Annotated in this window: 22 protein-coding genes; 16 read left to right on the forward strand and 6 right to left on the reverse strand. The window is 28.0% G+C overall.

All coding sequences use genetic code 11. The features are described from left to right. Window positions 1-452: 452 nt before the first annotated feature. The 4 genes from OW729_RS15790 (at window position 453) to OW729_RS15805 (ending at window position 7,541) form a co-directional block, all read left to right on the forward strand. A complete protein-coding gene (locus OW729_RS15790; protein ID WP_268062520.1) occupies window positions 453-1,067 on the forward strand; it encodes a TetR/AcrR family transcriptional regulator in 615 nt (204 codons plus the stop codon). A 172-nt stretch (window positions 1,068-1,239) separates the two neighbouring features. Then, the gene (locus OW729_RS15795) at window positions 1,240-2,982 is read left to right on the forward strand and encodes an ABC transporter ATP-binding protein (RefSeq protein WP_268062521.1); all 1,743 of its coding nucleotides are present in this window, start codon (window positions 1,240-1,242) and stop codon (window positions 2,980-2,982) included. A gap of 11 nt (window positions 2,983-2,993) precedes the next feature. Then, complete coding sequence (locus tag OW729_RS15800) at window positions 2,994-4,730, forward strand: ABC transporter ATP-binding protein (protein WP_268062522.1); 1,737 nt, start codon at window positions 2,994-2,996, stop codon at window positions 4,728-4,730. Window positions 4,731-5,207: 477 nt separating this feature from the next. After that, entirely contained in the window at window positions 5,208-7,541 is a 2,334-nt protein-coding gene (locus OW729_RS15805) for a leucine-rich repeat domain-containing protein (protein WP_268062523.1), read from the forward strand. A 146-nt stretch (window positions 7,542-7,687) separates the two neighbouring features. Here the strand turns inward: OW729_RS15805 and OW729_RS15810 are convergent, their stop codons facing one another. The 6 genes from OW729_RS15810 to OW729_RS15835 form a co-directional block, all read right to left on the reverse strand. Continuing rightward, window positions 7,688-8,179, reverse strand: a complete 492-nt coding sequence (locus tag OW729_RS15810) for a hypothetical protein (RefSeq protein WP_268062524.1) — start codon at window positions 8,177-8,179, stop codon at window positions 7,688-7,690. Window positions 8,180-8,417: 238 nt separating this feature from the next. Further along, on the reverse strand, window positions 8,418-9,044 hold the full coding sequence (locus OW729_RS15815; RefSeq protein WP_268062525.1) for a cupin domain-containing protein: 627 nt from the start codon (window positions 9,042-9,044) through the stop codon (window positions 8,418-8,420). 219 nt (window positions 9,045-9,263) lie between these two features. Beyond that, window positions 9,264-10,850, reverse strand: a complete 1,587-nt coding sequence (locus tag OW729_RS15820) for a BCCT family transporter (protein ID WP_268062526.1) — start codon at window positions 10,848-10,850, stop codon at window positions 9,264-9,266. Window positions 10,851-11,056: 206 nt separating this feature from the next. Continuing rightward, on the reverse strand, window positions 11,057-12,295 hold the full coding sequence (locus OW729_RS15825; protein WP_268062527.1) for an MFS transporter: 1,239 nt from the start codon (window positions 12,293-12,295) through the stop codon (window positions 11,057-11,059). Window positions 12,296-12,311: 16 nt separating this feature from the next. Then, complete coding sequence (locus OW729_RS15830; protein WP_268062528.1) at window positions 12,312-13,484, reverse strand: trans-sulfuration enzyme family protein; 1,173 nt, start codon at window positions 13,482-13,484, stop codon at window positions 12,312-12,314. Between the two features lie 295 nt (window positions 13,485-13,779). Next, window positions 13,780-14,637: a MerR family transcriptional regulator gene (locus tag OW729_RS15835; RefSeq protein WP_268062529.1), complete on the reverse strand. Its 858-nt coding sequence runs from the start codon at window positions 14,635-14,637 to the stop codon at window positions 13,780-13,782. Between the two features lie 358 nt (window positions 14,638-14,995). Here OW729_RS15835 and OW729_RS15840 point away from each other — a divergent pair, with 358 nt between their 5' ends. From OW729_RS15840 to OW729_RS15895, 12 genes are all read left to right on the forward strand, one after another. Further along, on the forward strand, window positions 14,996-15,925 hold the full coding sequence (locus tag OW729_RS15840; RefSeq protein WP_268062530.1) for a penicillin-binding transpeptidase domain-containing protein: 930 nt from the start codon (window positions 14,996-14,998) through the stop codon (window positions 15,923-15,925). 308 nt (window positions 15,926-16,233) lie between these two features. Further along, entirely contained in the window at window positions 16,234-16,851 is a 618-nt protein-coding gene (locus tag OW729_RS15845; protein WP_268062531.1) for a DUF1062 domain-containing protein, read from the forward strand. Between the two features lie 213 nt (window positions 16,852-17,064). Then, window positions 17,065-17,358 carry a CD3324 family protein gene (locus OW729_RS15850; RefSeq protein WP_268062532.1) on the forward strand — a complete coding sequence of 98 codons (294 nt, stop codon included), beginning with the start codon at window positions 17,065-17,067 and terminating at the stop codon, window positions 17,356-17,358. A 156-nt stretch (window positions 17,359-17,514) separates the two neighbouring features. Further along, window positions 17,515-18,624: a C45 family autoproteolytic acyltransferase/hydolase gene (locus OW729_RS15855; RefSeq protein ID WP_268062533.1), complete on the forward strand. Its 1,110-nt coding sequence runs from the start codon at window positions 17,515-17,517 to the stop codon at window positions 18,622-18,624. Between the two features lie 72 nt (window positions 18,625-18,696). Beyond that, on the forward strand, window positions 18,697-19,566 hold the full coding sequence (locus tag OW729_RS15860; protein ID WP_268062534.1) for an AraC family transcriptional regulator: 870 nt from the start codon (window positions 18,697-18,699) through the stop codon (window positions 19,564-19,566). A 299-nt stretch (window positions 19,567-19,865) separates the two neighbouring features. After that, complete coding sequence (locus OW729_RS15865) at window positions 19,866-20,141, forward strand: CD3324 family protein (RefSeq protein WP_268062535.1); 276 nt, start codon at window positions 19,866-19,868, stop codon at window positions 20,139-20,141. Window positions 20,142-20,269: 128 nt separating this feature from the next. Then, a complete protein-coding gene (locus OW729_RS15870; protein WP_268062536.1) occupies window positions 20,270-21,022 on the forward strand; it encodes an alpha/beta fold hydrolase in 753 nt (250 codons plus the stop codon). Window positions 21,023-21,057: 35 nt separating this feature from the next. After that, entirely contained in the window at window positions 21,058-21,228 is a 171-nt protein-coding gene (locus OW729_RS15875) for a hypothetical protein (RefSeq protein ID WP_268062537.1), read from the forward strand. 528 nt (window positions 21,229-21,756) lie between these two features. Then, a complete protein-coding gene (locus OW729_RS15880; RefSeq protein WP_268062538.1) occupies window positions 21,757-22,452 on the forward strand; it encodes a helix-turn-helix domain-containing protein in 696 nt (231 codons plus the stop codon). A gap of 321 nt (window positions 22,453-22,773) precedes the next feature. After that, a complete protein-coding gene (locus tag OW729_RS15885; protein WP_268062539.1) occupies window positions 22,774-23,544 on the forward strand; it encodes a DUF2087 domain-containing protein in 771 nt (256 codons plus the stop codon). Between the two features lie 404 nt (window positions 23,545-23,948). Further along, window positions 23,949-24,926 (forward strand): ROK family transcriptional regulator, encoded by a 978-nt coding sequence (locus tag OW729_RS15890; protein ID WP_268062540.1) that lies wholly within the window; start codon window positions 23,949-23,951, stop codon window positions 24,924-24,926. 29 nt (window positions 24,927-24,955) lie between these two features. Beyond that, entirely contained in the window at window positions 24,956-25,603 is a 648-nt protein-coding gene (locus OW729_RS15895) for an HAD family hydrolase (protein WP_268062541.1), read from the forward strand. The last annotated feature ends 78 nt before the right edge of the window (window positions 25,604-25,681 follow it).

The raw sequence follows: 25,681 nt of genomic DNA on the forward strand, positions 1-25,681 counted from the left end.
ATCCAAAACAGTAAATGGACTTTTACTTTTCTTTAGTGTTGTCAAATTTAATTCTGTGAAATTATTCCAGAAGGCTCCGCCTAAAAATCTGGGCGACTATGGAATATATTGAATAATATTAACAGGTGATTATATGAAAATATAATTTTTATATTTGTACGAAATCTAGGTAATTAAAATACCGTATTATTCAGGAATTGTAATATAAGCAAAGTTTAATAAATGATGATTTTGTAGAAGGTTAAAACCTGAAAACTTTTTATAAATTATATATAGTTCATGAAGGTAGAGTTGATATAAAAATGTGCATAAGGGATTAGTAATTTAGGAGTTGTAATTTTTGTGAAGAATGTATTGACAAATAAAACAAAAAATAGTAATCTATATATATCAGTGATATATAGCATTGTTATATATCGGCGATATATAACATAGACAAAAGGAGCGTACATATGCAAAGTTTAACGGAAACACAAAAAAAACTTCTTGAAGTTGGTAAACGAGAATTTCTGGAAAAAGGTTTTAAAAATGCTTCTTTGCGTGATATTGTCAAAAAAGCTGGTTTTACTCTAGGTGCTTTTTATGGGTATTACACTAATAAGGAAGCTTTGTTTTGTGCTTTGGTAGAAAAACCTGCGCAGGAACTTTTAAATTATTATTTTTCAATATTACAAAAGTTCAAAGAACTTTCTATAGTAGAGCAAATTAATCATCTTGGTGACGCTTCTCAAGAAGGAATGGATTGGACTATAGAACATATTTATGATAATTTTGATGCTTTTAAGTTGATTTTATGTTGTTCCTCGGGAACAGAATATGAAAACTATATTGACAAAATCGTAGAAATAGAGACAGCATCCACCTATAGCTTTATTGATATGATTAAAAGCACAGGTGATAGCTATTTGCATATAGATGAAGATTTGGTACATATACTATCAAATGCTATGTTTTCAGGATTGTTTGAGATAGTTGTCCATGATATGCCTAAAGTAAGAGCAACGCAGTATGTATATACATTGCACGAGTTTTTTGTTGCAGGATGGCAAAAAATTTTGAGGCTTTAAGCTTCAATTTTTTTGCCAATAGGTTAGCTGCGACTAACCAGAACAATAGATAATAGATAAATACATGAAAAGTCAACTCATGGTGTAAATTCTGGATTTGATTATACATCAATAGGAATATATAAATTTAAAAAAGTCAACTAAAAATATTATTGAAAAGGAGAGAGTTAATATGGAACAAACAAAAAAGAAAAATGGTTTTTCCCGTTTAAAAGAATATGCTGCTCCTCATAAGGAAAAGTATATTTTATCAGTCATATTGGCGATTCTGGGAGTTGCTTTTAATATGATTCCTTACTTTGCTGTATCAAAAATGCTTGTAAAGCTGATACAAGGAGGTGGCGATTTTACTTATTATCTTATGTGGTGTGGAGTATCAGCAGCAGGATTTTTCTTTAAAGCACTATTCCATAATTTATCTACTACAACCTCACACAAGGCAACTTTTGCTGTAATATCTGAGGTTCGTCGCAGAATTGCCTCAAAACTTACTCGTGTACCTATGGGCTATGTGTTAGATACTCCATCAGGGAAAATTAAAAATACTATGGTAGAAAAAGTAGATAGTATTGAGCCAACACTTGCACATGTTCTTCCAGAGATGACATCTAATCTTTTAATTCCTGTAGGAATAATTATTTATCTGTTTACATTAGATTGGAGAATGGCTCTTGTTTCTCTTATCACTTTACCTATTGGTGCTATTTGCTACATGGGAATGATGAAGGATTATGAAACTAATTTTAAAGAATATATGAGAGTTGGAAAACATATGAATGCTACTGCTGTAGAATATATAAATGGTATTGAGGTAATTAAGGCATTTGGTCAATCAGCAACCTCATATGAAAAATTTTCTAATGCAGTAAAGGCAAATGCAAACTATGGTCTTGACTGGATGAAAAAATGCCAGATATATTTTGCTATGGGTATTGGTATATGGCCTGCTGTATTAATTGGAGTTCTACCTATAGGATGCATTTTTTATATGAATGGAACACTAGATGGGGCAACCTTTATTACAATTATGATTTTGGCATTAGGAATTAGTTCCCCTTTATTATCAGCTATGTATTTTACAGATGATATTGCAAAGATAGGAAGTATCATGGAGGATATAGGAAGTATTCTTGACGAACCAGAGCAAATTCGACCAATAGAAAATGTAAGACTCAATGGAACAGAGATTGTATTAAATAATGTTCGATTTGGATATGGAAAAACTGAAATTTTACATGGTGTAAATCTTACAATTCCCGCAGGTAGTGTTACAGCTTTTGTAGGTCCCTCAGGTGGTGGTAAGAGTACTATGGCAAAGCTGATAGCATCTTTTTGGGATGTAACGTCTGGAAATGTAACTATAGGAAATGTAGATGTTAAGGATATTCCTGCCCACCAGCTTATGGAGAAAATTGCTTATGTGGCACAGGATAATTATTTATTTGACCAATCGGTTTTAGAAAATATTCGTATGGGCGATCCAAAGGCAACAGATAATGAGGTGAAAGAGGCTGCAAAAAAATCAGGTTGTCATGATTTTATTATGTCTTTGGAAAATGGTTATGAAACTGTTGCAGGCGGTGCAGGAAGTCATCTTTCCGGTGGAGAGCGTCAAAGGATTTCTATAGCTCGTGCAATGCTTAAGAATGCACCTATTGTTATTTTGGATGAGGCAACTGCGTATACAGATCCTGAAAATGAGGCAGTTATTCAAGCATCAATTAGTAAGTTGACAGAGGGTAAAACCTTGATTGTTATTGCCCATAGGTTATTTACTATTATAGACTCAGATAAAATAGTAGTAATTGAAAAAGGGAATATTATAGCTCAGGGTAAACACGAAGAACTTATTAATAGATGTTCTTTATATAATAATATGTGGCAAGCTCATATCAGCTCAAAAGATGTTGCTTAGGAGGGATTGTTATGTCTGAAATTATTAAAAAATTCTTTGTCTTTTCAGGAGAAAGAAAAAGAACAATTAAAAAAGGAATTGTAATGGCAATTATCAATTCATTTTTTCAAGCAATGCAAATTATGGCACTTTATGTGGTGTTACAGGGAATTGTAGATAAGAATGTAACAGTAGGCACTGCGTGGACATCTTTTGGAATTATGCTAATAAGTACTGTAGGTGGTATTGTTACAAAGAATATGTCAACTATGGCTGAAACCAAAGGTAGCTTTTTTATGTGTGCTGATAAGAGAACACAAATAGGTGATCGAATGAAGTATATGCCTATGGGATATTTTAATGATAACAGTTTAGGTGCTATTACAGCTACTGTTACAAGTACCATGGAGGATATACAAGATGTAGCGCCTCGTGTTATGGACAAAACAATTCATGGACTTGTCCATGCAATAGTTATAACAATTATGCTTTTATTTTTTGATTGGCGTATGGGATTGATTATACTTGGAGGAATTCTTTTATTCCTTGCAGTAAATAATATGATGCAAAAAAAATCTCAAGGAGTATCTCCAGCACGTGTGGCAGCACAAGCTTCATTAGTTGGGGCTATTTTAGAATATGTGCAAGGTATGAGTGTTGTTAGATCTTTTAATCTAGCAAGTAATGCTAATAAGACCATAGATCGTTCTATTAACGAATGTGAAAAGCAAAATGTTAGTTTAGAAGTAACTTTTATACCTTTTATGTTTTTACAAACTGTGCTTCTTAAATGGGTTAGTGTACTTATAGTAATTGCTTCAATTAGTTTTTATCTTGCTGGAACAATGGAACTTTCTATTTGCCTCATGATGATGATTTCTGCATTTATTATTTACACACAGCTTGAAACTGCAGGCAGTATGTCAGCGTTACTTCGCTCAATAGATCTTTCTATGGATAGGGTAAATGCAATTAATGAAACTCCTATAATGGATAAGGAAGGAAAAATAATTAAACCTAATAACTACACTATAAAGGGTGAGCACATAAGTTTTTCTTATGATAAACGAAAGATTATTGACGATGTAAGTTTTACTATTAAACAAGGTACAACAACGGCTATTATCGGTCCTTCAGGAGGAGGTAAGACTACTCTTTGTAATTTAATTACAAGATTTTGGGATGTGGATAGAGGAAATATTACTCTTGGTGGTATTGATATAAAGAATTACACCTTAGATAGTTTACTTTTAAATTTTAGTATGGTGTTTCAAAATGTATATCTTTTTAATGATACTATTGCAAACAATATTAAGTTTGGTAAACCAGAGGCGACTCTTGAAGAAATTCGGAAGGCAGCAAAAAAGGCATGTTGTGATGATTTTATAATGGCGTTACCTAATGGATATGATACAGTAATTAGTGAAAGTGGTTCAACTATTTCAGGTGGAGAGCGTCAGAGAATTTCCATAGCTCGTGCAATCCTAAAGGATGCACCTATAATTATTCTTGATGAAGCTACTGCTAACGTAGATCCTGAGAATGAAATGCAATTGCAGATAGCCATTGAGGAATTAACAAAAAATAAAACTATTATCATGATTGCGCATAGACTTAAAACCGTTCAAAATGCTAATCAGATTTTGGTTGTAGAGAATGGTAAAATTGTTCAACGTGGTAAACACCAAGAGCTTTTAAATGAAGGTGGAATATATTCAGACTTTATCAGTAGGCGTGAAAAGTCTGTAGGATGGAAGCTTGGAAAATAAGAAAAATTAAAAATTGATTTATAAAAGTTGCACCTATCTTCTGTTTATAGAGCATAGAAAACTTCTGTGGAGTCGTCCTATGGATCAGGAAGGGGTGAAACTGTTAGATGAATTCTTTAGAGCACAACAGACTGGAAAATAATTTCCAGTCTGTTAAAGTTATTTTTATAGTAATGATCCTAAAGCCCTCAGTTATTTTATAGAAAATGTTCATAACTATAGGATACAAAATAAAGAGAATATATAAATTAATTACCCAAATATGTAAATGAATATTACATTTCAGGGATAGTATGGTATAATTGGGAGTAACGAGTTTTTATTAGAATATTTAGAATATTATTTACAGAGAAGGGGGGGGGAAGGTTTAGAGTACTCATTTTATAGGAAACAAAACATACAAAAGTATTAAGTGTTTTGTTATTAATGAATTAAATATAGTAAGCTTGATTAATGATAATAAGGGGGAAATACAAAATGAAAAATAAGCTTTTAATAGCAACTTTTTTAAGTAGCTTTTTATTAATGACTCCTAATGTAAAAGCAGCAAATTTTATAGATAATCAAACAGTAGATTCTAATAAAAATTGGGCAATTAAATTTACAGAAGATATCGAATTTAATGATGTAACTAAAGAAGATATAGTTGTAACAGATAGTAAAGGCACTGCTGTAAAGGTAGGTGTTAAGTTAGGACAAGATGGAAAAACACTTATAGTGACAGCTCCACAAAATGGATATATAAAAGGAGAAAGTTATACATTAAATGTTAAAGCTAAAGTACATTCTACCAAAGGTAAGGTATTAAACAAGGAGCAAAAAATACATTTTAGTATCAAAGATAATAATTCAATAGTAACATTTAAAGATAAAAATTTGGAACGAGTTGTAAGAAAGGCCATAAACAAGCAAGGAGGAAACATTTATAAAAGTGATGTTGAAAAAATAACTGATTTAAATGCAAAAAATCAAAATATAAAAAGTATACATGGAATTGAGAAATTGATTAATCTAAAAAATCTTGATTTAAGTGATAACCAAATTGATGATATAAGTCCATTAAAAGGACTTATTAATTTAGAAAATATTAATTTGGATAATGAATTAGAAAATAGGTTGACTTTACGTAATGAAGTCAGTGATATAAGTGCTTTAGAAGGATTAATTAATTTAAAAAATCTTAGTTTAAAAGAGAATAAAATTAATGATATAAATTCATTAAAAGGATTGACCAATCTAAAAAACCTTAATTTAACTGGTAATAAACTTAATGACATAAGCGCTTTAAAAGGGTTAATTAAGTTAGAAAAGCTTAATTTAAAAGAAAATAAAATCAATGATATAAGTGCCTTAAAAGGAATAGCCAATTTACAAACTCTTATTTTAGATTGTAATAAAATTAATGACATAAGTGCATTAAAAGGATTAATTAACTTAAAAAATCTTAATTTAAGTGCTACTAAAATTAATGATATAAGTGTATTGAAAGGATTAACTAAGTTAGAAAATCTTAATTTAGAATCTAGTGAAATTAAGGATATAAGTGCTTTACAAGGATTAGTTAATCTAAAAAATCTCAACCTAACTGGTAATAAACTTAATGACATAAGTGCATTAAAAGGATTAGTTAATTTAAAAGAGCTTAATTTAAGTTGGACTAAAATTAAGAATATAAGTGTATTGAAAGAATTAACTAAGTTAGAAAAGATTGATTTAAGTGATAATGAAATTAAGGATATACGTACATTAAATGTGCTGAGAGGATTAACTAATTTAAAAAATATTAATTTAAGTTCCAATGAAATTGAGGATATAAGTGTATTAAAAGGACTAACTAAGTTAGAAAATCTTAACTTGACTTATAATAAAGTTAAGAATATAAATGACTTACAAGGATTAACTAGCCTAAAAAATCTTAATTTATATAGTAATAAGATTAATGACATAAGCGCATTAAAAGGATTAACTAATCTAAAAGAACTTAATTTAGTCCTTAATGAAATTAAAGATATAACTCCTTTGCAAGGATTAACAAATTTACAAACTCTTATTTTGGATGTTAATAAAATTAAGGATATAAGTGCATTGAAAAAATTAACTAATCTAAAAGAACTTAGTTTACATTCTAATCCACTCAAGGATATAAGTGCATTAAAAGGACTAACTAAGTTAGAAAATCTTAATTTAAGTGATAATAAAACTGATAATGTAAATGACTTAAAAGGGTTAATTAATTTACAAGAGCTTAATTTACATGGGACTGAAATTAAAGATATGAGTGGATTAAAAGGATTAACTAATTTAAAAAAACTTGATTTAAGTTGGAATGAAATTAAGGATATGAATGCCTTAAAAGGATTAACTAACTTAGAATCGCTTAATTTAGATGATATTAAAATTAAAGATATGAGTGTATTAGTATCACAAGTGAAAGAATTAACCAATCTAAAAGTTCTTAATTTAACCTGGAACAAAATTAAAGATGTAAGTGCTTTAAAAGAATTAACTAATATAGAAACGCTTATTTTAGATAGTAATCAAATTGAGGATATAAGTGGATTAAAGACATTAACTAATCTAAAAAGTCTTTCTTTAAGGTGTAATATAATTAAGGATATAAGTGCATTAAAAGGATTAACTAACTTACAAAATATTGACTTAAGTGTTAATAAAATTAAGGATATAAAAGATATAGATGGATTTAAAAATTTAAGTAAATTGAGATACTTCTTTTTAGAGGGGAATCAATTAAGTGATTTAGACAAACAAGCATTAAAAAAGGCTTTACCTAAATGCTATATTGATTACTAAAAAGTTATAGCTATTTATGTAGAAAATAAATTTTCTTAGAATAAATTCTTTTGTATTAAAGTTAATAGAATGGATAAGATTTTCACCTATATATTTTAAAATAGTAGTGTAAGATAGTATAGGTGAAAATCTTATTCATTTTTTTATTAACACATAACTATGATTTGATATGGTACAGTTTGAGCTGGGATACTCTTTGTGGTAGGCCCGTACACAACAATTAGATATCGATTTGAAGGATTTTGTATAAAAGATTGATTATTTTCAAGTAGTATCTCAGTACATGGGGCAATATTTAATTTCAATGTATTATCGCTACTAACTAATTCATTATTGAAAAAATCTACTTTTACATTTTGATAGGGTGTATACCTTGCCATTACAATGGCATTATATTGTGGTGGGAAAATAAGTGGAACAGGTGCATTACCATCATAAAATCCAATTACCATATCTCCTGGTACCATGGTTACATGATCTACAAAGTAAGTATTTGGTGATACAACGAAATTTACTAAATTACCATCTTCATTTTCCACGGACATTAATTTATAACATCCTATTGATTCAGTATTTTCTCCTGTATAAAAATCTCTAATTGTAGTGATAGTGCCTTTGAAGGATAAAAAATTTTTCATTTTTCGCCATCCTTATTAAAATTTATATCATATATAGATTATGGAATCTTAATATTGAGTGTTACATTTATTTTGTGTAAAGATAAAAGAAAAATTTAAAAAATGTGATAACTTAAATACTAAGCTATCACATTTATTTATACATAATTTTATACTGAGCCTTTAAGTACATAAACTTCAGGAAATTTAATCAATCTACTAAGGTGAATTTTATAGAATCTATTTGATAATTTTTACATTAATCTCTTTGGTTTTTTTCAGCAGCTTCTGCAATTGCTTTGGTTTCCTGAACCGTGCCATATGGATGTTGAGGTGGTGCATAAATAGAGTACAATTTAAGTGGGGTATTACCAGTGTTGACTACATTGTGCCATGTACCAGCAGGTATGATTATTGCAAAATCATCTGAGACTCTTCTTTGAAAATCCAAATTATATTTACTATTACCCATTTTAACAATCCCTTGACCTTCTTCAATACGTAGGAATTGATCAAGATGTGGATGAACTTCTAAACCTATGTCTTCTCCAACTTTTATGCTCATTAAGGTAAGCTGTAAATGCTTTCCTGTCCATAAAGCAGTACGATAATTATTGTTTAGCTTAGTTGCTTCCGTAATATTAATTACAAAAGGTTTTGGACCATAATCTTTTAACTGAATTGAAGCATCACTTCTTTCGGGTTCGAAAGAATCGCATCTTGAATAATACTCCATTTCATCTTCATCAGTAAAAGGAATATATTCAGTAGGAAAGTATGGATTGTATATCGGTGTATTAATGTAGTGAGGAGATGGATATCCTCTATAAGCATTATACATGTTAACTAAATAAGGACATGGATATGCTTTACGAGTATTATACATATTAATTAATCATTCCTTTCATAGAACTATAACATTATGGTATGCTATAGGCTTAAAGAATGTGCTTTGCTCCACAGGAATTTCATTAGGATATTATTTGAAAATAGTTGTTTTACTTTTTTATTAAAATGTGTATTAAGGGAACTCTTTAATGAGTTCCCTTAAAAAATTGCATATTATCAATACATTTCTTTAACATATTCTAAATTTAAAATATAATTATTGAAGTTTTTTATCTTCAATCTCATTACAATTCGTTAAATCATATTTTGGGTTGTTTATAATCATTTTAATACCGCAAAATGCTAGTATTAACATGAAAAATAATATAGGAAATCCTGCAACTGTAGCTAATTGTTTAGTTGAATCTATACCGCTTATAGTGTCTCCAGAGGAAATTAAATTTATAATAGCTATAAACGCCATTGAAATTCCCCAAAACATTTTTATTCGAGAAGGAACGTTTTTTTCATCTGCTTCTTTTGTGTCTGTAGATAATGTAGAAATAGTAGTTGTCATAGTATCACACATAGTTACTATAGAGATGAATATAGCTATGATAAAGAATAGAGAGGTTATGGCGTAAAATGGATAATTTTTTATAAATGCAAATAAGGCAGCCTCTGTACCTACTGATTGCATAGTTTGCCAAAGACCTGTTCCACTAATTTGTTGGTGAATGGATGCGCCGCCGAATATAATAAACCAAAAAACACCGAATATAGATGGGATTATAAAATTCATAATCATAAACTCTCTTATTGTTCTTCCTTTGCTTATTATGGCAAAAAACATTCCCATCAAAGGAGAATATGCTAACCATATTGCCCAATAATATATAGGCCACCATCTAGACCACTTTGAACCATCTATAGGGCTAAGATATGTGGATACGGAAAACAAATGATCCAATGAATATCCAATAGACTGAGTTCCTAATGAAAAAATAAAGGTTGTTGGACCAAATATAAATATAAAGATTAAGAGCCCTATATATAATTTGGTGTTTTTATCAGCAATCCATTTAATACCTTTCTCTAATCCGGTTATACTAGAAATTATATATGTGATTACAATAATAAAAACTACAATTATCCATGTTGATTTTGTATTAGGAGTTCCTAAAATTAAATTTAGTCCTGTGCTGATTTGCATTGTTCCAACACCAAGTACAGCTGCAACACCACCAGCTATAGCAAATAAACATATATTATCTATCATAGATTCTATAAATTTATTGACTGGTTTATTTCTAAGTATATACAATACAGAACTAACTCTACATGGTAACTTCATATTAAAAACAGCAAAAGCTATACTTACACCTGATGTAGCGTACATTGCATAGGGTATGAATGTCCAATGTGTAAAAGATATATTCATTGCTAGCATTGCTGCTGCTTCACTACCAGATTTAATGGTTCCACCAATTTGAGGAGGGTTAATAAAATGTGTTACAGGTTCAGCAATTCCCCAAAATAATATCCCTGTACCTATTCCTGATGTAAGTGATATAGTAAACCAATTCCAATAGCTTAAAATAGGCTTAGCATCTGAACCACCAAGTTTTATATTTCCGTATTTAGACATAGTTAACCATATACATATACATGTAAACATTACTGCAGTTACTTGAAATAACCATCCAAAATTATTAAATGCTATAGTTACTATTTTATTTTGTATGTTATATAAGTTTTGGGGCTCAAATATACCCATAATTATTATTGCTAAGAATATTATAGACATAGGTATTAGTATTGATTTTCTTGCTTTTATATTTCTAACACTAGTTTTTAAATTCATAAATAGTCTCCTGTATTATTTATATAGAGTTTAAGATATGCTATAATCTATAAGCAAAAATAAATTATAGATAATCTAATATATAAATTAATATATATATATGTATGTGCTCCTAATAATTAAAACTCTATTTAATTAATTGATTAAGTAAATAGAGTTCTGGTTTATTAGAATTTCAAAATCATATTTAAGTTATTTAGTCATTATTAATTGCTGTTTTTTTCTTTTTTATTTATTTTATTTAATAGATAAGTTGCAAAAACTCCTAATATTGCCGCCATTAATGAAAGTATAAATATATAGTTATATCCTTTTTGACCGTATTTATCCAACCAATTTCCTGCTAGTGTGTAATAGAACGCATCTGGTGAAAAACCTACTAAAGAGGCAAATCCAACGATAGCGCCTGTTATTTCTATTGGTATGTTTGATTCAGAGACTGAGGCAAAATATATACCTCTAAATCCACATAATATTGATGTTAATACTAACATATTTATAACAGCAATCCATATAAAAGTATTAGCTTTAGGGATTATTAAATAAGTTCCAACACTTATGGCTGTTAGTATAAATCCTACAAACATAACTTTTATAGATGAACCTATTTTATCAGTAAGTATACCAGCAATAGGAGATGCTCCCATTTTGATAACATAGGTTCTTATTATAGATAAAGCTGAAACTAATGTAATAGGCATTACATATACCTTTGATAAGTAGGGACTTAAGTAGGTTAAGCTTGAAAATACTAAGTATGTTGAAAAGATTATAATACCTATTAGCCAAGCTTTAGGCATAGCAATTATTTTCGCCATAGATTTAAAATTTAATGCATTTTCAGATGTAGTATCATCTTTATTTTCTTCAATTAAGAAAAATAATAATATACCGCATATTATAGAAGAAGCTGAATATAACCATATAACATATTTAAATCCAACTGTTATTTGTGTGAATTTACCAAACAAATACAAGCCTATAAATGATATTATTGTACCAGCTATACCTGATAAACCTTCATAAAAACCGAATATTCTTCCTTGCTCTGATTGGCTACCTTGCATTCTGACAACTTTAATAGATGCTGAGAAAAAGGTTAAAATAGTTGTAAATCCCCATAATATAAATGTTAGAAGTAGCATATTATATGATGGCAATGTTGCAAAATAAAAACCTAGTGCACCAGAAGAGACTAATGAAAATGTTATTAATTTCTTAACAGAAAATTTATCAGCAAACCAACCACCTACAAAGTAAGATATCATTCCTATCATTCCGTATAAACTTAATAAGTTACCAATTTGAGTGTGAGTTAAGTGTAATGATTGTTGCATTGGATCATAAAATGATGATTTCATATAGGGTAAACTATACATAGCGGTTGTTCCAAATGCTAATATAAATATTATTAAAAATCTTTTTAAATTTTTGTTTTTTTTCACCTTGTTTAATCCTCCATTAATAAGTACGTAGGGTATTATTTATTTTAGATAGAGCTTGTTTAAAATCATTTATTATATCTTGAGCTGACTCTAAACCGACAGCTACTCTTATTAAATTATCACCATTCATTTGAATCAATGTATGTTGTTCTCCTAAACTAGTTGCTATTGTAGCTAATTCTAAAGAATTTATTAAATCTCTGCTAGCTTTATCTCTGATTACTCCGTTTATTCCATCTTTAAGTTTAAAGGTTACTATTCCGCCACCAAGTCCGTTCATTTGTTTTTTACAGAGGTCATATTGTAAATGTGATTTTAGAGCCGGATACTTTACAAATTCAATATTATCATTTTCACTTAAAAATTCAGCTAATTGTAAAGCATTGTCACAATGTTTTCTTACTCTCATATCTAAAGTGTTTATTCCTCTTAATATCATCCATGCACTTATAGGATGTAACGCTGCTCCTGTAAAACAGCATAAACTAGGCCATCTTACTAGCTCTATTAATTCCTTTGAACCGATTACAGCACCACCTAATGTATCTCCATGTCCGTTTATAAATTTCGTTAAACTATGAACTACTAAATCTGCACCCAATTTTATAGGTTGTTGTATTATGGGTGTAGCAAAAGTGCCGTCTACTATGAGTAAACTTTTATTTTCATGTGCTAATTCAGCTATTTTTTTTATATCTACCATATCCAGTGAGGGATTAAGAGGGCTTTCTATGTAAACCAGTTTTGTATTTGGTTTTAATGCTTTTTTTACATTTTCTGAATTTTGAGCTTGTACAAATGTGATATCTACATCAAATTTAGATAGTAATTCACTTATAAGTATTTTTGTGTGAGAGAATATTCCATCTGAACTTATTACATGATCTCCACTCTTTACTAAAGCTAATATAGTAGAAGCTATAGCTCCCATTCCAGAAGCACTAACAATAGCACTTTCTCCACCTTCTAACATAGCTAATTTTGATTCTAACTCAGTTAAAGTTGGATTACATTCTCTAGAATAAACGTACCCCCAAGTTTGACATAGTTCCTCAAAATGCTCTACTGTTTTCGCAGCAAAGGTGGCTGTTTGGTATATAGGTGAACTAAGTGCTCCTGTTGTTGGGTCTGGTTTATGACCCCAATGAATTATTTTAGTTTCTAAATCATAATTTGAATTATTACTCATATCTTCCTCCTATAATTAAAATTATTAACAACGTTTTCTTATTGTGTAAGGATTTATTTATATTTTAAATGTACAAACTCATACATTATTTTGTGTATGTAAATATAATAAAGTATATAGTTACTATAGTGTCAATACTTTAATTGATAAAAATTATCTATTTTTTATATGCGAATATATATAATTCCATTGTAAAACTAAGTAAAACACTATAGTAACTATATAGTATTGATATATTTGAACAAAAAAAGAGCAAATATTATATTTGCTTTTTATGTAAAATATATATTTAGTTTTATACTAGGCACCTTAAATCTATATCTCTTTTTTTTACTTTAATTTGTAATTCCGTTAAAAGATCATCTTCACTGGTAGCGGACAATGGATCTATTATACAAATTTCATATATATATTGTTCTACAGGGATTCTTTTATATTCTATATAATCCATGAGTTTTTTTATGTGTTTATAATTATTTTTATAGGATCCTTTATAAGACATACAAATGAATTCTCCAGAAGGAATTTCGCTTATATATGGTTTAAGTTTAGTATTAAATATATTTTTTTCTATTATTACAAAACTTTTTTTATAATGTACTTTTTCATTATTTAAGAAATCGTTTGTATTAATTAATCCACTTACACCACCATAAAAAATAGATAAATTTTCTTCCATCATATTGGCAATTTTACGTCTAGCAAGTTCCAGTGTTCGTTCATAACTTAGTTCTTTTTCATAGTCTACAGAAAGAATACTTCTTGTTTGAAAATATTTTCTTGAGATTCTTCCAATTTCATTCTCTTTTAGGCCATTTTCAATTGTCTCCTTTTTTTTAGTTAAAACTTTTTTTATAATCTCTAGTTCTCTTATTTTTGAATTGACTATATCTATTTTATTATCTAGTAGTTGCAACATTTCTTCATTATTACCATTTAACTTAACTTTTATTTCTTTTAGTGGCATACCTAGACATTTTAGATATTTAATCAAATCTAGTTGAGAAAATTGGCTAATTGAATAATATCTATAGCAGTTTTCTTTATTTACATGTAGTGGTTTAAATAAATCTATTTGATCGTAATATCTTAATGTTTGTATGCTTATTTTATGAAGTTTGGACATCTCTCCTATACTAAAATAATTATTCATATTTAGTGCCCCTCCCGTATGTTTTAATAGACATTATTTTATTAAAATTAGAATATGATTTATTTTATAATATCATATTTTATTAAAAGTTTTGAAAGTGAACCCCAATATTTAAGCTTATTATAATCTTAAATATTGGGGTAAAATCAAGGCGTTTTAATTACACATCCTATGATTTTGCACGTTTTTAAATTCTTTACGAGTAGAATAACCATTTAAAAATACTTTTAAAAATGCTTTTACAATTTGTTTGATGTTTCAATTTACATACAGTATAATAAAATAAATGAAAAATAGTAAAATATTGAGATGCAATAATGGCTATACAACTTATATTGATTTGGAAGAAGGAATTATAATGAAAAAAATTGTAGAAATTGCTTCTGTTTGTACGATATGTATTTATATGATTGGATGCAGTAATATAAATAATAATGTAAATCAGCAATCAGCTAAAGATAAAAAAGAATCAACATCTTCGGTTGTTATGAAAAATAAGGATACAATGTCAAAGGAAAATGCTGTAGTAGAGAACACATCTACATCAAAGAAAGCTGCTAATTATAAGGAGTTTTTTAATGGTATTGATGGATGCGCTGTTTTCTATAATAGTGATATGAAAGAATATCGATTTTATAATGAACAATTATGTGAAAAACAGGTATCTCCTTGCTCAACATTTAAAATAATAGCCACATTAGTTGGACTTGAGAAAGGGGTAATAACCTCTATCGATTCAAAAATGAATTATGATGGAACTTCTTATCCTATAAAAGCTTGGAATAAAGATTTGAACTTAAAAGAGGCTTTTCAAACATCATGTGTTTGGTATTTTAGAAAAGTTATAGACAAAATTGGAAAAGATAATATGCAAAAAGCACTTAAAAAAATTAAATATGGGAACTGTGATATAAGCCAATGGAAAGGAGGAAATATTAATCCACTATCTGATTTAAATGGTTTTTGGTTAGAGTCATCTCTAAAAATTTCACCCAAAGAGCAAGTAGAAGTTTTAGCAAATATTTTTAATGGCAATACAGAATATTCAGAAAAAAATATTGCAATTCTTAAAGATATAATGTTAGTGGATAAAAATGATCATATTTCTATTTACGGTAAAACAGGTACTGGAAATAAGGACAATGGTTGGTTTGTAGGAATGATTGAGAAAGATACCCAAAAATATTTCTTTGCAATTCATTTAAATGATAAGAACAGTAGTCAGGTATCTGGACCTAAGGCTAAAGAAATCGCACTTAAAATTATAAGGCAGCATTATGATAAGTAGATTAAATAAACTCCTTTATAATATCCATTTTTAAGAACAAGTAGGAAGGGTGGAAAATAATATTGAGATATTATGTAAAGCATTGAACCAATATGATTTTTAGCATATTGGCTCATTTTTATTTATGAAATAAGAATGAGGTTCTATGTAATATGTGGAGTTGATAAAATATATATAGAAAAAAGATTGGAGGAATTATTTATGACAAGAGATATTTTTAATGCATAGCAGAGGCTATTGCATTATTATAAGAAGGTGATGAAATAGCCTTTGCAAATCCTAAAAATTGAATGACTAGGAGGAGCAAAATGAGCTATTTAAAAAAATATCAATGGGAATTAGTTCCTGAAAACTTACCAATAGTAAAAAGAAATTGTCCTAAATGTAATGAAAAAACACATTATATAAATAGTGAAAAATTCAGAGTAAACGCAAATAAAAACAATATTGATATTTGGCTGATTTATCAATGCGAAAAATGTAAATCAACTTGGAATATGACAATATATGATAGAATAAAGCCTGGTAATATTAATAAATATGAGTATGAAAAATTTCTTTCTAATGACAAAGAATTAGCTAGAGAATATGCTTTTAATTTAAGTATATATAATAAAAATAAAGCTGAGGTTATTTTAGAAGATATAAATTATAAATTAATACAAAAGAATTTAGAAACATATTATATAAGTGAAAATGAACTTGTTATTGAAATTGTTTGTAAGTATCCAATAGAATTGAGAGTAGATAAGCTTTTAAGTGATAAACTTGGAATTTCAAGAAGCAAAATAAAAAATATGCATAAAAAAGGATTAATTTTTATTAAAAATGATAAAAATTCATTAAATATAAAAGTAAGAGATGGAATGGAAATACATGTTTTAAAGGTAGTAGAGAATATAAAAGTTTTAGAGGCCATAGTATGAGCTATTATTATATTAATTATAAAGTATCTATTGTTATTATGGGTCAATTTTGATAAAATTTGTATAAGCGTAGTTAAGAGAGGAGCATAGTTTTATGAGAAGATATATTATTTATGCATAGCAGAGGCTATTGCATAAGGGTGGTTAATTAATAAAATATAAAAATAGCCTTTGCTAATCCTAAAGTAAAATTATATTTAGGAGGAGCATAAAATGAGCTATGTAAATGCAAGGGATATTTTCCCTAATGAAATATTAGAAATAATTCAAAACTATGTTGATGGTGAATATATTTATATACCGAAGAAAGAAGAAAATAAAATTGCATGGGGTGAATTAACCAATAGCAAAAATGAACTTTTGAAAAGGAATGCAAGTATATATGAAGATTATTTAAAAGGAATGTGTACACAATCTCTTTCAGATAAGTATTATTTATCACCAAAAACCATACAAAGGATTATTTTAGAAAAGAGAAAATGTCATAACATAGAATGTGCTACCTAATTTGTTTTAGGTGGCACATTTTTTAGTAGGATATTTTTTAAATGTAATAAAAAATAAAAATTATTTGATTTGATGTAAATAGCAGAAAATATCAGGAATACATTTTCTCAAAATGATAGCCTTATATTACAAAATAATAAAAGGAGAAATGTATTTATGAAAAACTTAAAAGCTTGTTATTATGAATTAGAAGGTACAAATTATGAAGTGGGTAAATTATTAGGAGAAAGAATGAAAGCTGTGCCACAGTTTGTAGATATGCAAAAAATTCAAAAATCTCCTTTCTCAAAAGAGGAAGAAATACAAATTATAGAAATGTTTGATGAATATTGTCCAGGAATTAATGAAGAAATTGAAGGATTTACAGATGTATTGGGACTTGATAAATTTCAAGCAATATATTATATAATGTCATATCTTAAACCAGGATGTAGCCAAATGGTTGTATTGCCTCAAAAGACTAAAAACAATCATGTGTTATTAGCTAGAAATTATGAGTTTAATGATGAGATGGAAGAACTTATTTTATGTACTACAAGAATTAAAGGGAAATATGCTCATATAGGTACATCCATGATTCAATTTGGTAGAGGGGATGGCATGAATGAATGTGGACTTGGAGTTAGTCAAACTTCAGCAGGTTTACCAGTTAGTGATTTTGAGTGGAGTAGAAAGCCTGCAATTATTGGATTACAATTTTGGGCAGTTATAAGATCAATATTAGAAAATTGTAAAGATGTCAATGAAGCTATAAAATATATGCAAAGTGTACCAATAGCATATAATATAAATCTTATGGTTGCTGACAAAATGGGAAATGCAGCTTTAATTGAAAGCCTTGATGGTAAAAAAGCAATTAAAAGTATCTCAGCTAATACCAAAGAACAGTTTCTATGCTCTACAAATCATGTTCATTTAGAGGAATTAAAGAAATATGAGCCTAAAAGTATGAAAAACTCAGTAGTACGATATGGCTTAATCAATAAATATTTAAATAATATAGAAATAGTTTCACAGGATAATCTTAAGTCATTGTTATCTACCATCTATCCAGAAGGATTATGTTGTCATTATTATGAAGATTTTTTCGGAACATTAAGGGGAATGGTATTTGATTTAAATGATGGTACTGTAGATGTATGTTTTGGATCTACAGCTTTGAATGAATGGCATACTTTTAAAATAGGCAATAATAAAAAATATTCAGAGTATCCAGTAAAAATTATAAAAGATAAAGCACCAAAAGATTTCTATGAATTGATATAAGAAGTTAAAAAAGAAGGTTAAGCATTGGAGTGATTTGAAGTATATAATCAAGAAAGGATTTTGTAAGATATTATGGATTATATTAAATCATTAGAAAAAGCAATTATGTACATTGAAGAAAACTTGAATGAAGATTTAAAAACAGAGGATGTAGCTAAGTCAATTGGTTATTCTTACTATCATTTCACTCGTTTATTTGAAGGATTGTTAGGTGAGACTATTGGAAATTATATACGAAAAAGAAGAATTACAAAAGCAGCACAAGATTTAATATATACAGATAAAAAAATTATAGATATAGCATTAGATTTTCAATTTAAATCACCAGAAGCATTTGCAAGATCATTTAAAAAAATATATGATGCTACTCCCACTGAATATAGAAGAAATAGAATTGATGTACTTAAGGGCAATAAGAAATATATAGATAATGAAAGATTAAAGCATATTTTGAATAATATTACCATTCAGCCAGTAATTAAAGTTATACCTGAAGTTAAGGTTATAGGTATAAAAGGAAGGACTTCACTGAAAAATAATTTATTGCCTGACTTATGGAATGCTTTTAATAAAAATAGTTCAAAAATAATAAATAAGGCTGAACCACTTAAATATTATGGAATTTGTGAAAATGATAGGTCTAATAATCAATTTGGTAAAAATGTAGCATACAGTGAAATTGTTGGTGTAGAAGTTACATCGTTTGAATATATACCAGATGAAATGATATCTAAAGTCATTCCAAAGGGGAAATATGTAGTATTTACTCATAAAGGAAGTGTAGAGAAGTTACAGGAAACTTATGAGTATATTTGGGGTACATGGATTCCATTTTCTAAGATAGAGCTTAATATGAGAGATGATTTTGAATTATATGATGAACGATTTAAAGGTGCAAATAATCATTTATCAGAAATTGATATTTATATTCCTATAAAATAGAAAAAGGTATAAGAAGTTATAATTAATTGAATTATAAAGTATTTATGCAATGTATAAAGGAGAATTGTAATAAAAAATAACCTATGTTATTAAATAAATCTAATTGTCAGTAATAAATTATACAGAAAATATGATATAATAATTTAAATTAATTAATAATAGTAAACTTTATAGAAAGAAGGTACAGAGAATATGGGGATTTGGATATATGCATAGCAAAGGCTATTGCATATTATAATTAGAATAACAAATGTAATGGCCTTTGCTAATCCTATGATTAAGTGATTAGGAGGAGCATAATGGGCTATAAAAATGCAAATGAGATATTACCAACAGAGTTACTAGACGAAGTACAAAAATATATAGATGGTGAATACATATATATTCCTAGAAAATATTGTAACAAGAAATCATGGGGGGAGAATACAGAGACTAAACAATATATTGATCGTAGAAACTTTTGTATTTATAAGGAATACAAGAATGGAATAAGCATTAAACAGTTATCGGAAAAGTATTATTTAGTGGAAAAAAGTATTCAACGCATTATTAGACAAGAAAAAAATAAGAAGTAAGAATTATGTGCCATAAAAATTATGGCACATTTTTTATTCATAAAAAAGTGTGAGGTATTATAAGAATTTATACAATGATAAAATAATATTACTTAGTAATAAAAAATATAAAGTTAAAGGAGAAAAAAATGGCATACTTCAAATATAAAGAGAGAAATGTATACTATGAAGAAATTGGAGCTGGTGAACCATTACTATTATTACATGGAAATACTGCATCATCAAAAATGTTTCAATCTGTAATAAATTTATATCAAACTAGATACAAGATAGTGTTAATAGACTTTTTAGGGCAAGGACAATCAGAAAGAATAGATAAATTTCCTGTAGATTTGTGGTTTGATGAGGCTATGCAAGTTATAGCGTTATTGGAGAATTTAAAGTATAAAAAAGTGAAGATTATTGGAAGTAGTGGTGGTGCTTTAGTTGCACTAAATGTAGCATTAGAAAGACCTGATTTAGTAAAATGTGTAGTTGCGGATAGTTTTGAGGGAGAAATTGCAAATGCTCAATTTACTAATAAATTACAGGAACAAAGGGAAATGTCAAAACAAGATAAGGGAGCAAGGCTTTTTTATTCATTTTGTCATGGAGAAGATTGGGAACAAGTTGTAGATAATGATACTAATGCTGTATGTGAACATGCTATAAAAGTAAAAAAATTTTTCCATAAATCTTTAAAATTATTAAATACAAAGGCACTATTGATTGCTAGTAAAAAGGATGAATTTATTGGATCTATTTGTGAAAATACGTATTCCAAGATACTTGAACAAATTAATGATGGGCAAATGTATTTATTTAATGATGGTGGTCATCCAGTTATGATCTCTAATCCTAAGAAAGTTGCACAGGTTATAATGGAGTTCTTGGATGAGTAGAGAATATTAGTGTAGAATATTCTGTTCGTTCTGCGATGATGGCAGTTTATGGATTACTTAAACTTGATAAGCAAGTTATTCCAGTTTATGAGGGCCAATACGATGTGCGTGTTCTAATGAATGCAGTTAAAACTATGATGGGAAATAGGGAAATTTCAATAGATAAAATGATTGGAAAATTGCTTATGAATACAGGGCTAAAGTAGTTTATAAGTGATACTTGTATAGAATTTAGGAGTATAATTAATGGTAAGGTTAAAATAAAAAGAAAACAGATTAAAGTAGCATATAATAACCTTTTTGGGTGAAAGCCGTAGAGCAAATCTTCGGCTTTCTTTGGTTATTTCAAAGAAATTCATTTATATAAATGTACACATGATAATTCAAAATGTAATTTTTATAGGAATTTTTAAATGGAGTTATGAGATCCATGTATTAATAAAACCAAATCAATTAGTTTGGAAGCGGATAAAGTACAAGTTAGAATTAAAAAGTTAAAAGAAAGAGTAATGAGTATATGAATTACAAAATGAAGATATTTTTATGATAATTCACGCCATTTATTTTCCATTAAATGTGGCATAAAGTTTTTCATTTAGATAACTAATTCTAAATGATAGAATTTGCAACTTTAAGTTGCTAAAAATGATATAAAAGAAATTAAAGGTTGGTGTAAGGATAAGCCTACTTTTCGTTATAATAAGTTTATCGGAATATAAAGGAGGGTATATAAAATGAGTTTTGGACAAAATATTCAATTTTTAAGAAAAATGCATAAGGGGATGACTCAAGAAGAGTTGGCAGGGAAAATGGGAGTTTCTCGTCAAACTGTTTCGAAGTGGGAACTTGATGGCACATATCCTGAAATGGATAAGGTAATAGAACTATGTAAACTTTTTTCATGCTCTATGGATAAATTAGTTAGGGAAGATATAAATATGATTAATGAAGCTTATTCAAATCTTAGAGTAGAGGAAGTAACCTCATTTGCTTTTGTTAAATATGCAGTAATAAGTGTAGAGCCGGAAGATGATGCTATAAAACACATAAAAGATTGGGCTAATAGTAATGGAATTAATCAACCAGAAATAATAGGATGGGATTTTCCATATGTATCACAGGAACAAACCAATGTGTATAATATGCATGGATATGAGGCAGCATGTATTTTACCTCTAAATTCTGAAATAGGGAATAATAACTTAGAAGTTATAACTCAAAAAGAACAACACTATGCAATTATTACTATTAAGGAACCTTTTATTGAACCATTTTCTCTTATTCCAAATGCATATAAGACACTTATGATATATATGGAAGTAAATTGTTATAAACATAAGAAAGGTAAAGATATCATACATTGTTTTGAAAAGGTATATGAGAAGGATGGTATTTGCTATATGGATGTATATATAGCCGTTGAGGACTAGTTTTATAATACTCCAGAAGGATAAAGTGGAAAAACCTCATTTGGGGTAGTTATGGAGAACCGTATCATAAGTAAGGGCGATTTTTGTTGAATTTAGATATACGAAAGTATAGGTTTTACTTAAATATGAACCCCTAGATAATATAGACATGTATTATCTAGGGGTTATTTTTATTATATTATTAAGGAGTTTTATTAAAATTTAATTATAATTTATAATAATAAACAAAATAAATTTATGTTTGCATATATGTAGACAAATGTTTGTAAATTATATATAATTAAAAAAGAAAATAAATAATATTGAAAGGAATTGAGTTTTATGGATATACAATCAAATAAATTATTTTGGAGTGCCACAATAGAAGAGTTAAGAAATGGTTTTATAGAGAATGAACAAGAATATAAATGTATAATTTGTGAAGAAGTATTTCAAAAAGGACGTATATATAAAATAAATTCAGAATTATATGACGCGAAGAGGACTGCTGAATTTCATATAGAAATAAATCATGGTTCAATGCTGGGGTATTTATTGGAAATGAATTCTGTTTTTACAGGATTGTCAGATATACAAAGAGAAGTATTAACTCTTATGTCTCAAGGATTATCTGATAAGGAGGTTGCTATAAAACTTGGAGTTGCTCAATCAACTATCAGAAATCATCGTTACAAACTAAGACAAAAAGAAAAGCAAGCAAAAATATTTTTAGCTTTGATGGAGCTACTTTCAAAAAATACTAATGAAAAAATTAGTAAGTTAGAAAAAGAGGTTATATGTGATGCTCATAAAACAGCAACAACTTTAGATGATAGATATAATATTACGGATAAGGAAAAAGAAGATATCATAAAAATTTATATGAATGATGAAGGAGCATTAAAGAGTTATCCGTCTAAAGCAAAAAAGAAAATTATTATATTAGAAGAGATAGTTAAGAATTTTTCAAAAGGAAAGACTTATTCAGAAAAAGAGATTAATAGAGTTTTGAAAAGGATATATGAAGATTATGCAACTATAAGAAGAGAGTTAATAGAATATGGATTTATTGAAAGAACAAATGATTGTAATAGTTATTGGGTAAAGGAATAAATGGAAGTATGATTAAAAACTATTTAGAATTAAATAAATTTGAAGTAGAGAAATTTATTCAGTTTATAAATAGAAATAAAATAAACAAGATTAAGATTAACTAAAAATAGTATCTCCTAATTGTGAATAGGGGTACTATTTTTGAGATTTTTTCTATAAGTAACACTATACAAGTTAATAATTCTATTAAGAATATGACTGCTGTAAATATTGATTGAAATGGAGGTAGAGTAACTCCAATAATGGACCTAAGCAAGTTATTTTAGTAGCTACGATAGATAAAATGTTATTAGATTAATAATATTTTAACATTATCATTGACAAATTAAAGCAAAACTGTTTAAATGTAATTATTAAAACGGTTTTAAAAACTAATTTAATAATTATTAAAGGAGCAAATAAAAATGGCAAACTCAGGTACTATAAAAAGTATAAATATTAAAAATATTCTTAAGGTATTAAATGCAAATGAATCTATTAGCAAAACTGATATAGCTAAATATACTGGATTGAGTTTTCCAACAGTTAGTAGTGTAATAGAGTATTTAATTGATAAGAAAGAGGTAAATGAGGTTGGAAGAAAAGATTCTTTTGGAGGAAGATGTGCAAAAAAATATAGTTTAAATCCAATGTATGCAGTTTCATTATTGTTATACTTAGAGGGAAATAAAATAAATTGGATAATAAATGATTTTTGTAGAAATAGGATAGAATCTGGAAATGTAATTTTCGAAAATGAAATATTAAAAAAAATGGATCAAATAATAGCATTAGTAAAATCACGTTATTGCCAATTGTCTAGTGTAATTATTGGTGTAGCAAGTAATATTAATGATGGAAAAATTATATCTAAAATGGAATATAATGAATTGCAAGGAGTAGATATAATTAAGTATTTTAAAGATAAGTATAATATTGCTGTAAATGTTGAAAATGATATGAATATTGCTGTTAGAGGGTATTGGGAAAGACATGATACTAAAGACATGCAAGTAGTAGTGAACATATACATAGGTGACAATGGAATTGGCTCTAGCATGGTTATAAATGGCAAAGTATGGAGGGGAATATCTAATTTTGCTGGTGAACTACACTATCTTCCTATTTGTGATGATAATATAGAGCAGGCTAAAAATGGTTTTGATGAAATAGATATTGTTGAATATTATGGGAAAATAATTCAATCATATATAGCATTGATAAATCCAAACTTAATAGTTATATATAACAACTCCTATATATCAGACAAATTAGAAGAAGTTAAGCAGTATTGTAAAGTTAGAATTCCAGAGGAGGCGATGCCAGAAATTATATTATCTAATGATTTTAATGATGACTATGAATATGGATTAAGTAAAATGGCTAGTGAGCTAATAGATTAATAATTAATCAAACAAGTGGAGGTGTTTATATGAGATATTCACATGTAGTATTTGATATCGATGGTACTTTAATAGATTCAGAAAAGGCAGTTTTAAATTCTTTACAAAAAACAATTTTAGAAGAGAAAGGGATAGAAAAAAGTTTAGAAGAATTAAGATTTGCTCTAGGAATACCGGGAAAAGTTGCTTTATCAAGGCTTGATATAGAAAACTTAGAAGAAGTAGAAGAAAAGTGGGATGAATATTCTAAAGAATATTCCCATGAGATTACTCTTTTTGATGGGATAAGATCTGTAGTACAAGCATTAAAATCTAAGTCTATAAAGTTAGGAATTATAACATCTAAAACTAGAAAAGAATATGAAAGCGACTTTGTAAGATTTGGATTAGATTCTTATTTTGATGTGGTAATTTGTGCTGATGATACTAAAAAACATAAACCAAATGGAGATCCAATGGAAAAGTATTTAGAAATTACTAATGCTAGGAGACAAGATACAATTTATGTTGGTGATTCGATATATGATATGCAGTGTGCTAAAAATGCAGGAGTTCATTCAGTGTTAGCCTTATGGGGTATAGAGGATTCTGATAATTTGGAAGCTACTTATAAGTTGAATAATCCTAAAGATATTTTAGATATTTTAATTAAGTATAATAACTCTAGTATGAAGTGATTAGATTAGGCAATTGATACAACACTTAATGCAGGTTGGATTAATATATTCAAAAGATCTGTATGATTATTAAGGCAT

The sequence above is a fragment of the Clostridium brassicae genome, assembly GCF_026738875.1.
Classification (GTDB): Bacteria; Bacillota; Clostridia; order Clostridiales; family Clostridiaceae; genus Clostridium_H; species Clostridium_H brassicae.

What these genes read in the sequence shown, in the direction of transcription:
- OW729_RS15790 (WP_268062520.1), top strand. Translation starts at nt 453, where the DNA reads ATGCAAAGTTTAACGGAAACACAAAAAAAACTTCTTGAAGTTGGTAAA.
- OW729_RS15795 (WP_268062521.1), top strand. Translation starts at nt 1,240, where the DNA reads ATGGAACAAACAAAAAAGAAAAATGGTTTTTCCCGTTTAAAAGAATAT.
- OW729_RS15800 (WP_268062522.1), top strand. Translation starts at nt 2,994, where the DNA reads ATGTCTGAAATTATTAAAAAATTCTTTGTCTTTTCAGGAGAAAGAAAA.
- OW729_RS15805 (WP_268062523.1), top strand. Translation starts at nt 5,208, where the DNA reads ATGAAAAATAAGCTTTTAATAGCAACTTTTTTAAGTAGCTTTTTATTA.
- OW729_RS15810 (WP_268062524.1), bottom strand. Translation starts at nt 8,179, where the DNA reads ATGAAAAATTTTTTATCCTTCAAAGGCACTATCACTACAATTAGAGAT.
- OW729_RS15815 (WP_268062525.1), bottom strand. Translation starts at nt 9,044, where the DNA reads ATGTATAATACTCGTAAAGCATATCCATGTCCTTATTTAGTTAACATG.
- OW729_RS15820 (WP_268062526.1), bottom strand. Translation starts at nt 10,850, where the DNA reads ATGAATTTAAAAACTAGTGTTAGAAATATAAAAGCAAGAAAATCAATA.
- OW729_RS15830 (WP_268062528.1), bottom strand. Translation starts at nt 13,484, where the DNA reads ATGAGTAATAATTCAAATTATGATTTAGAAACTAAAATAATTCATTGG.
- OW729_RS15835 (WP_268062529.1), bottom strand. Translation starts at nt 14,637, where the DNA reads ATGAATAATTATTTTAGTATAGGAGAGATGTCCAAACTTCATAAAATA.
- OW729_RS15840 (WP_268062530.1), top strand. Translation starts at nt 14,996, where the DNA reads ATGAAAAAAATTGTAGAAATTGCTTCTGTTTGTACGATATGTATTTAT.
- OW729_RS15845 (WP_268062531.1), top strand. Translation starts at nt 16,234, where the DNA reads ATGAGCTATTTAAAAAAATATCAATGGGAATTAGTTCCTGAAAACTTA.
- OW729_RS15850 (WP_268062532.1), top strand. Translation starts at nt 17,065, where the DNA reads ATGAGCTATGTAAATGCAAGGGATATTTTCCCTAATGAAATATTAGAA.
- OW729_RS15855 (WP_268062533.1), top strand. Translation starts at nt 17,515, where the DNA reads ATGAAAAACTTAAAAGCTTGTTATTATGAATTAGAAGGTACAAATTAT.
- OW729_RS15860 (WP_268062534.1), top strand. Translation starts at nt 18,697, where the DNA reads ATGGATTATATTAAATCATTAGAAAAAGCAATTATGTACATTGAAGAA.
- OW729_RS15865 (WP_268062535.1), top strand. Translation starts at nt 19,866, where the DNA reads ATGGGCTATAAAAATGCAAATGAGATATTACCAACAGAGTTACTAGAC.
- OW729_RS15870 (WP_268062536.1), top strand. Translation starts at nt 20,270, where the DNA reads ATGGCATACTTCAAATATAAAGAGAGAAATGTATACTATGAAGAAATT.
- OW729_RS15875 (WP_268062537.1), top strand. Translation starts at nt 21,058, where the DNA reads ATGATGGCAGTTTATGGATTACTTAAACTTGATAAGCAAGTTATTCCA.
- OW729_RS15880 (WP_268062538.1), top strand. Translation starts at nt 21,757, where the DNA reads ATGAGTTTTGGACAAAATATTCAATTTTTAAGAAAAATGCATAAGGGG.
- OW729_RS15885 (WP_268062539.1), top strand. Translation starts at nt 22,774, where the DNA reads ATGGATATACAATCAAATAAATTATTTTGGAGTGCCACAATAGAAGAG.
- OW729_RS15890 (WP_268062540.1), top strand. Translation starts at nt 23,949, where the DNA reads ATGGCAAACTCAGGTACTATAAAAAGTATAAATATTAAAAATATTCTT.
- OW729_RS15895 (WP_268062541.1), top strand. Translation starts at nt 24,956, where the DNA reads ATGAGATATTCACATGTAGTATTTGATATCGATGGTACTTTAATAGAT.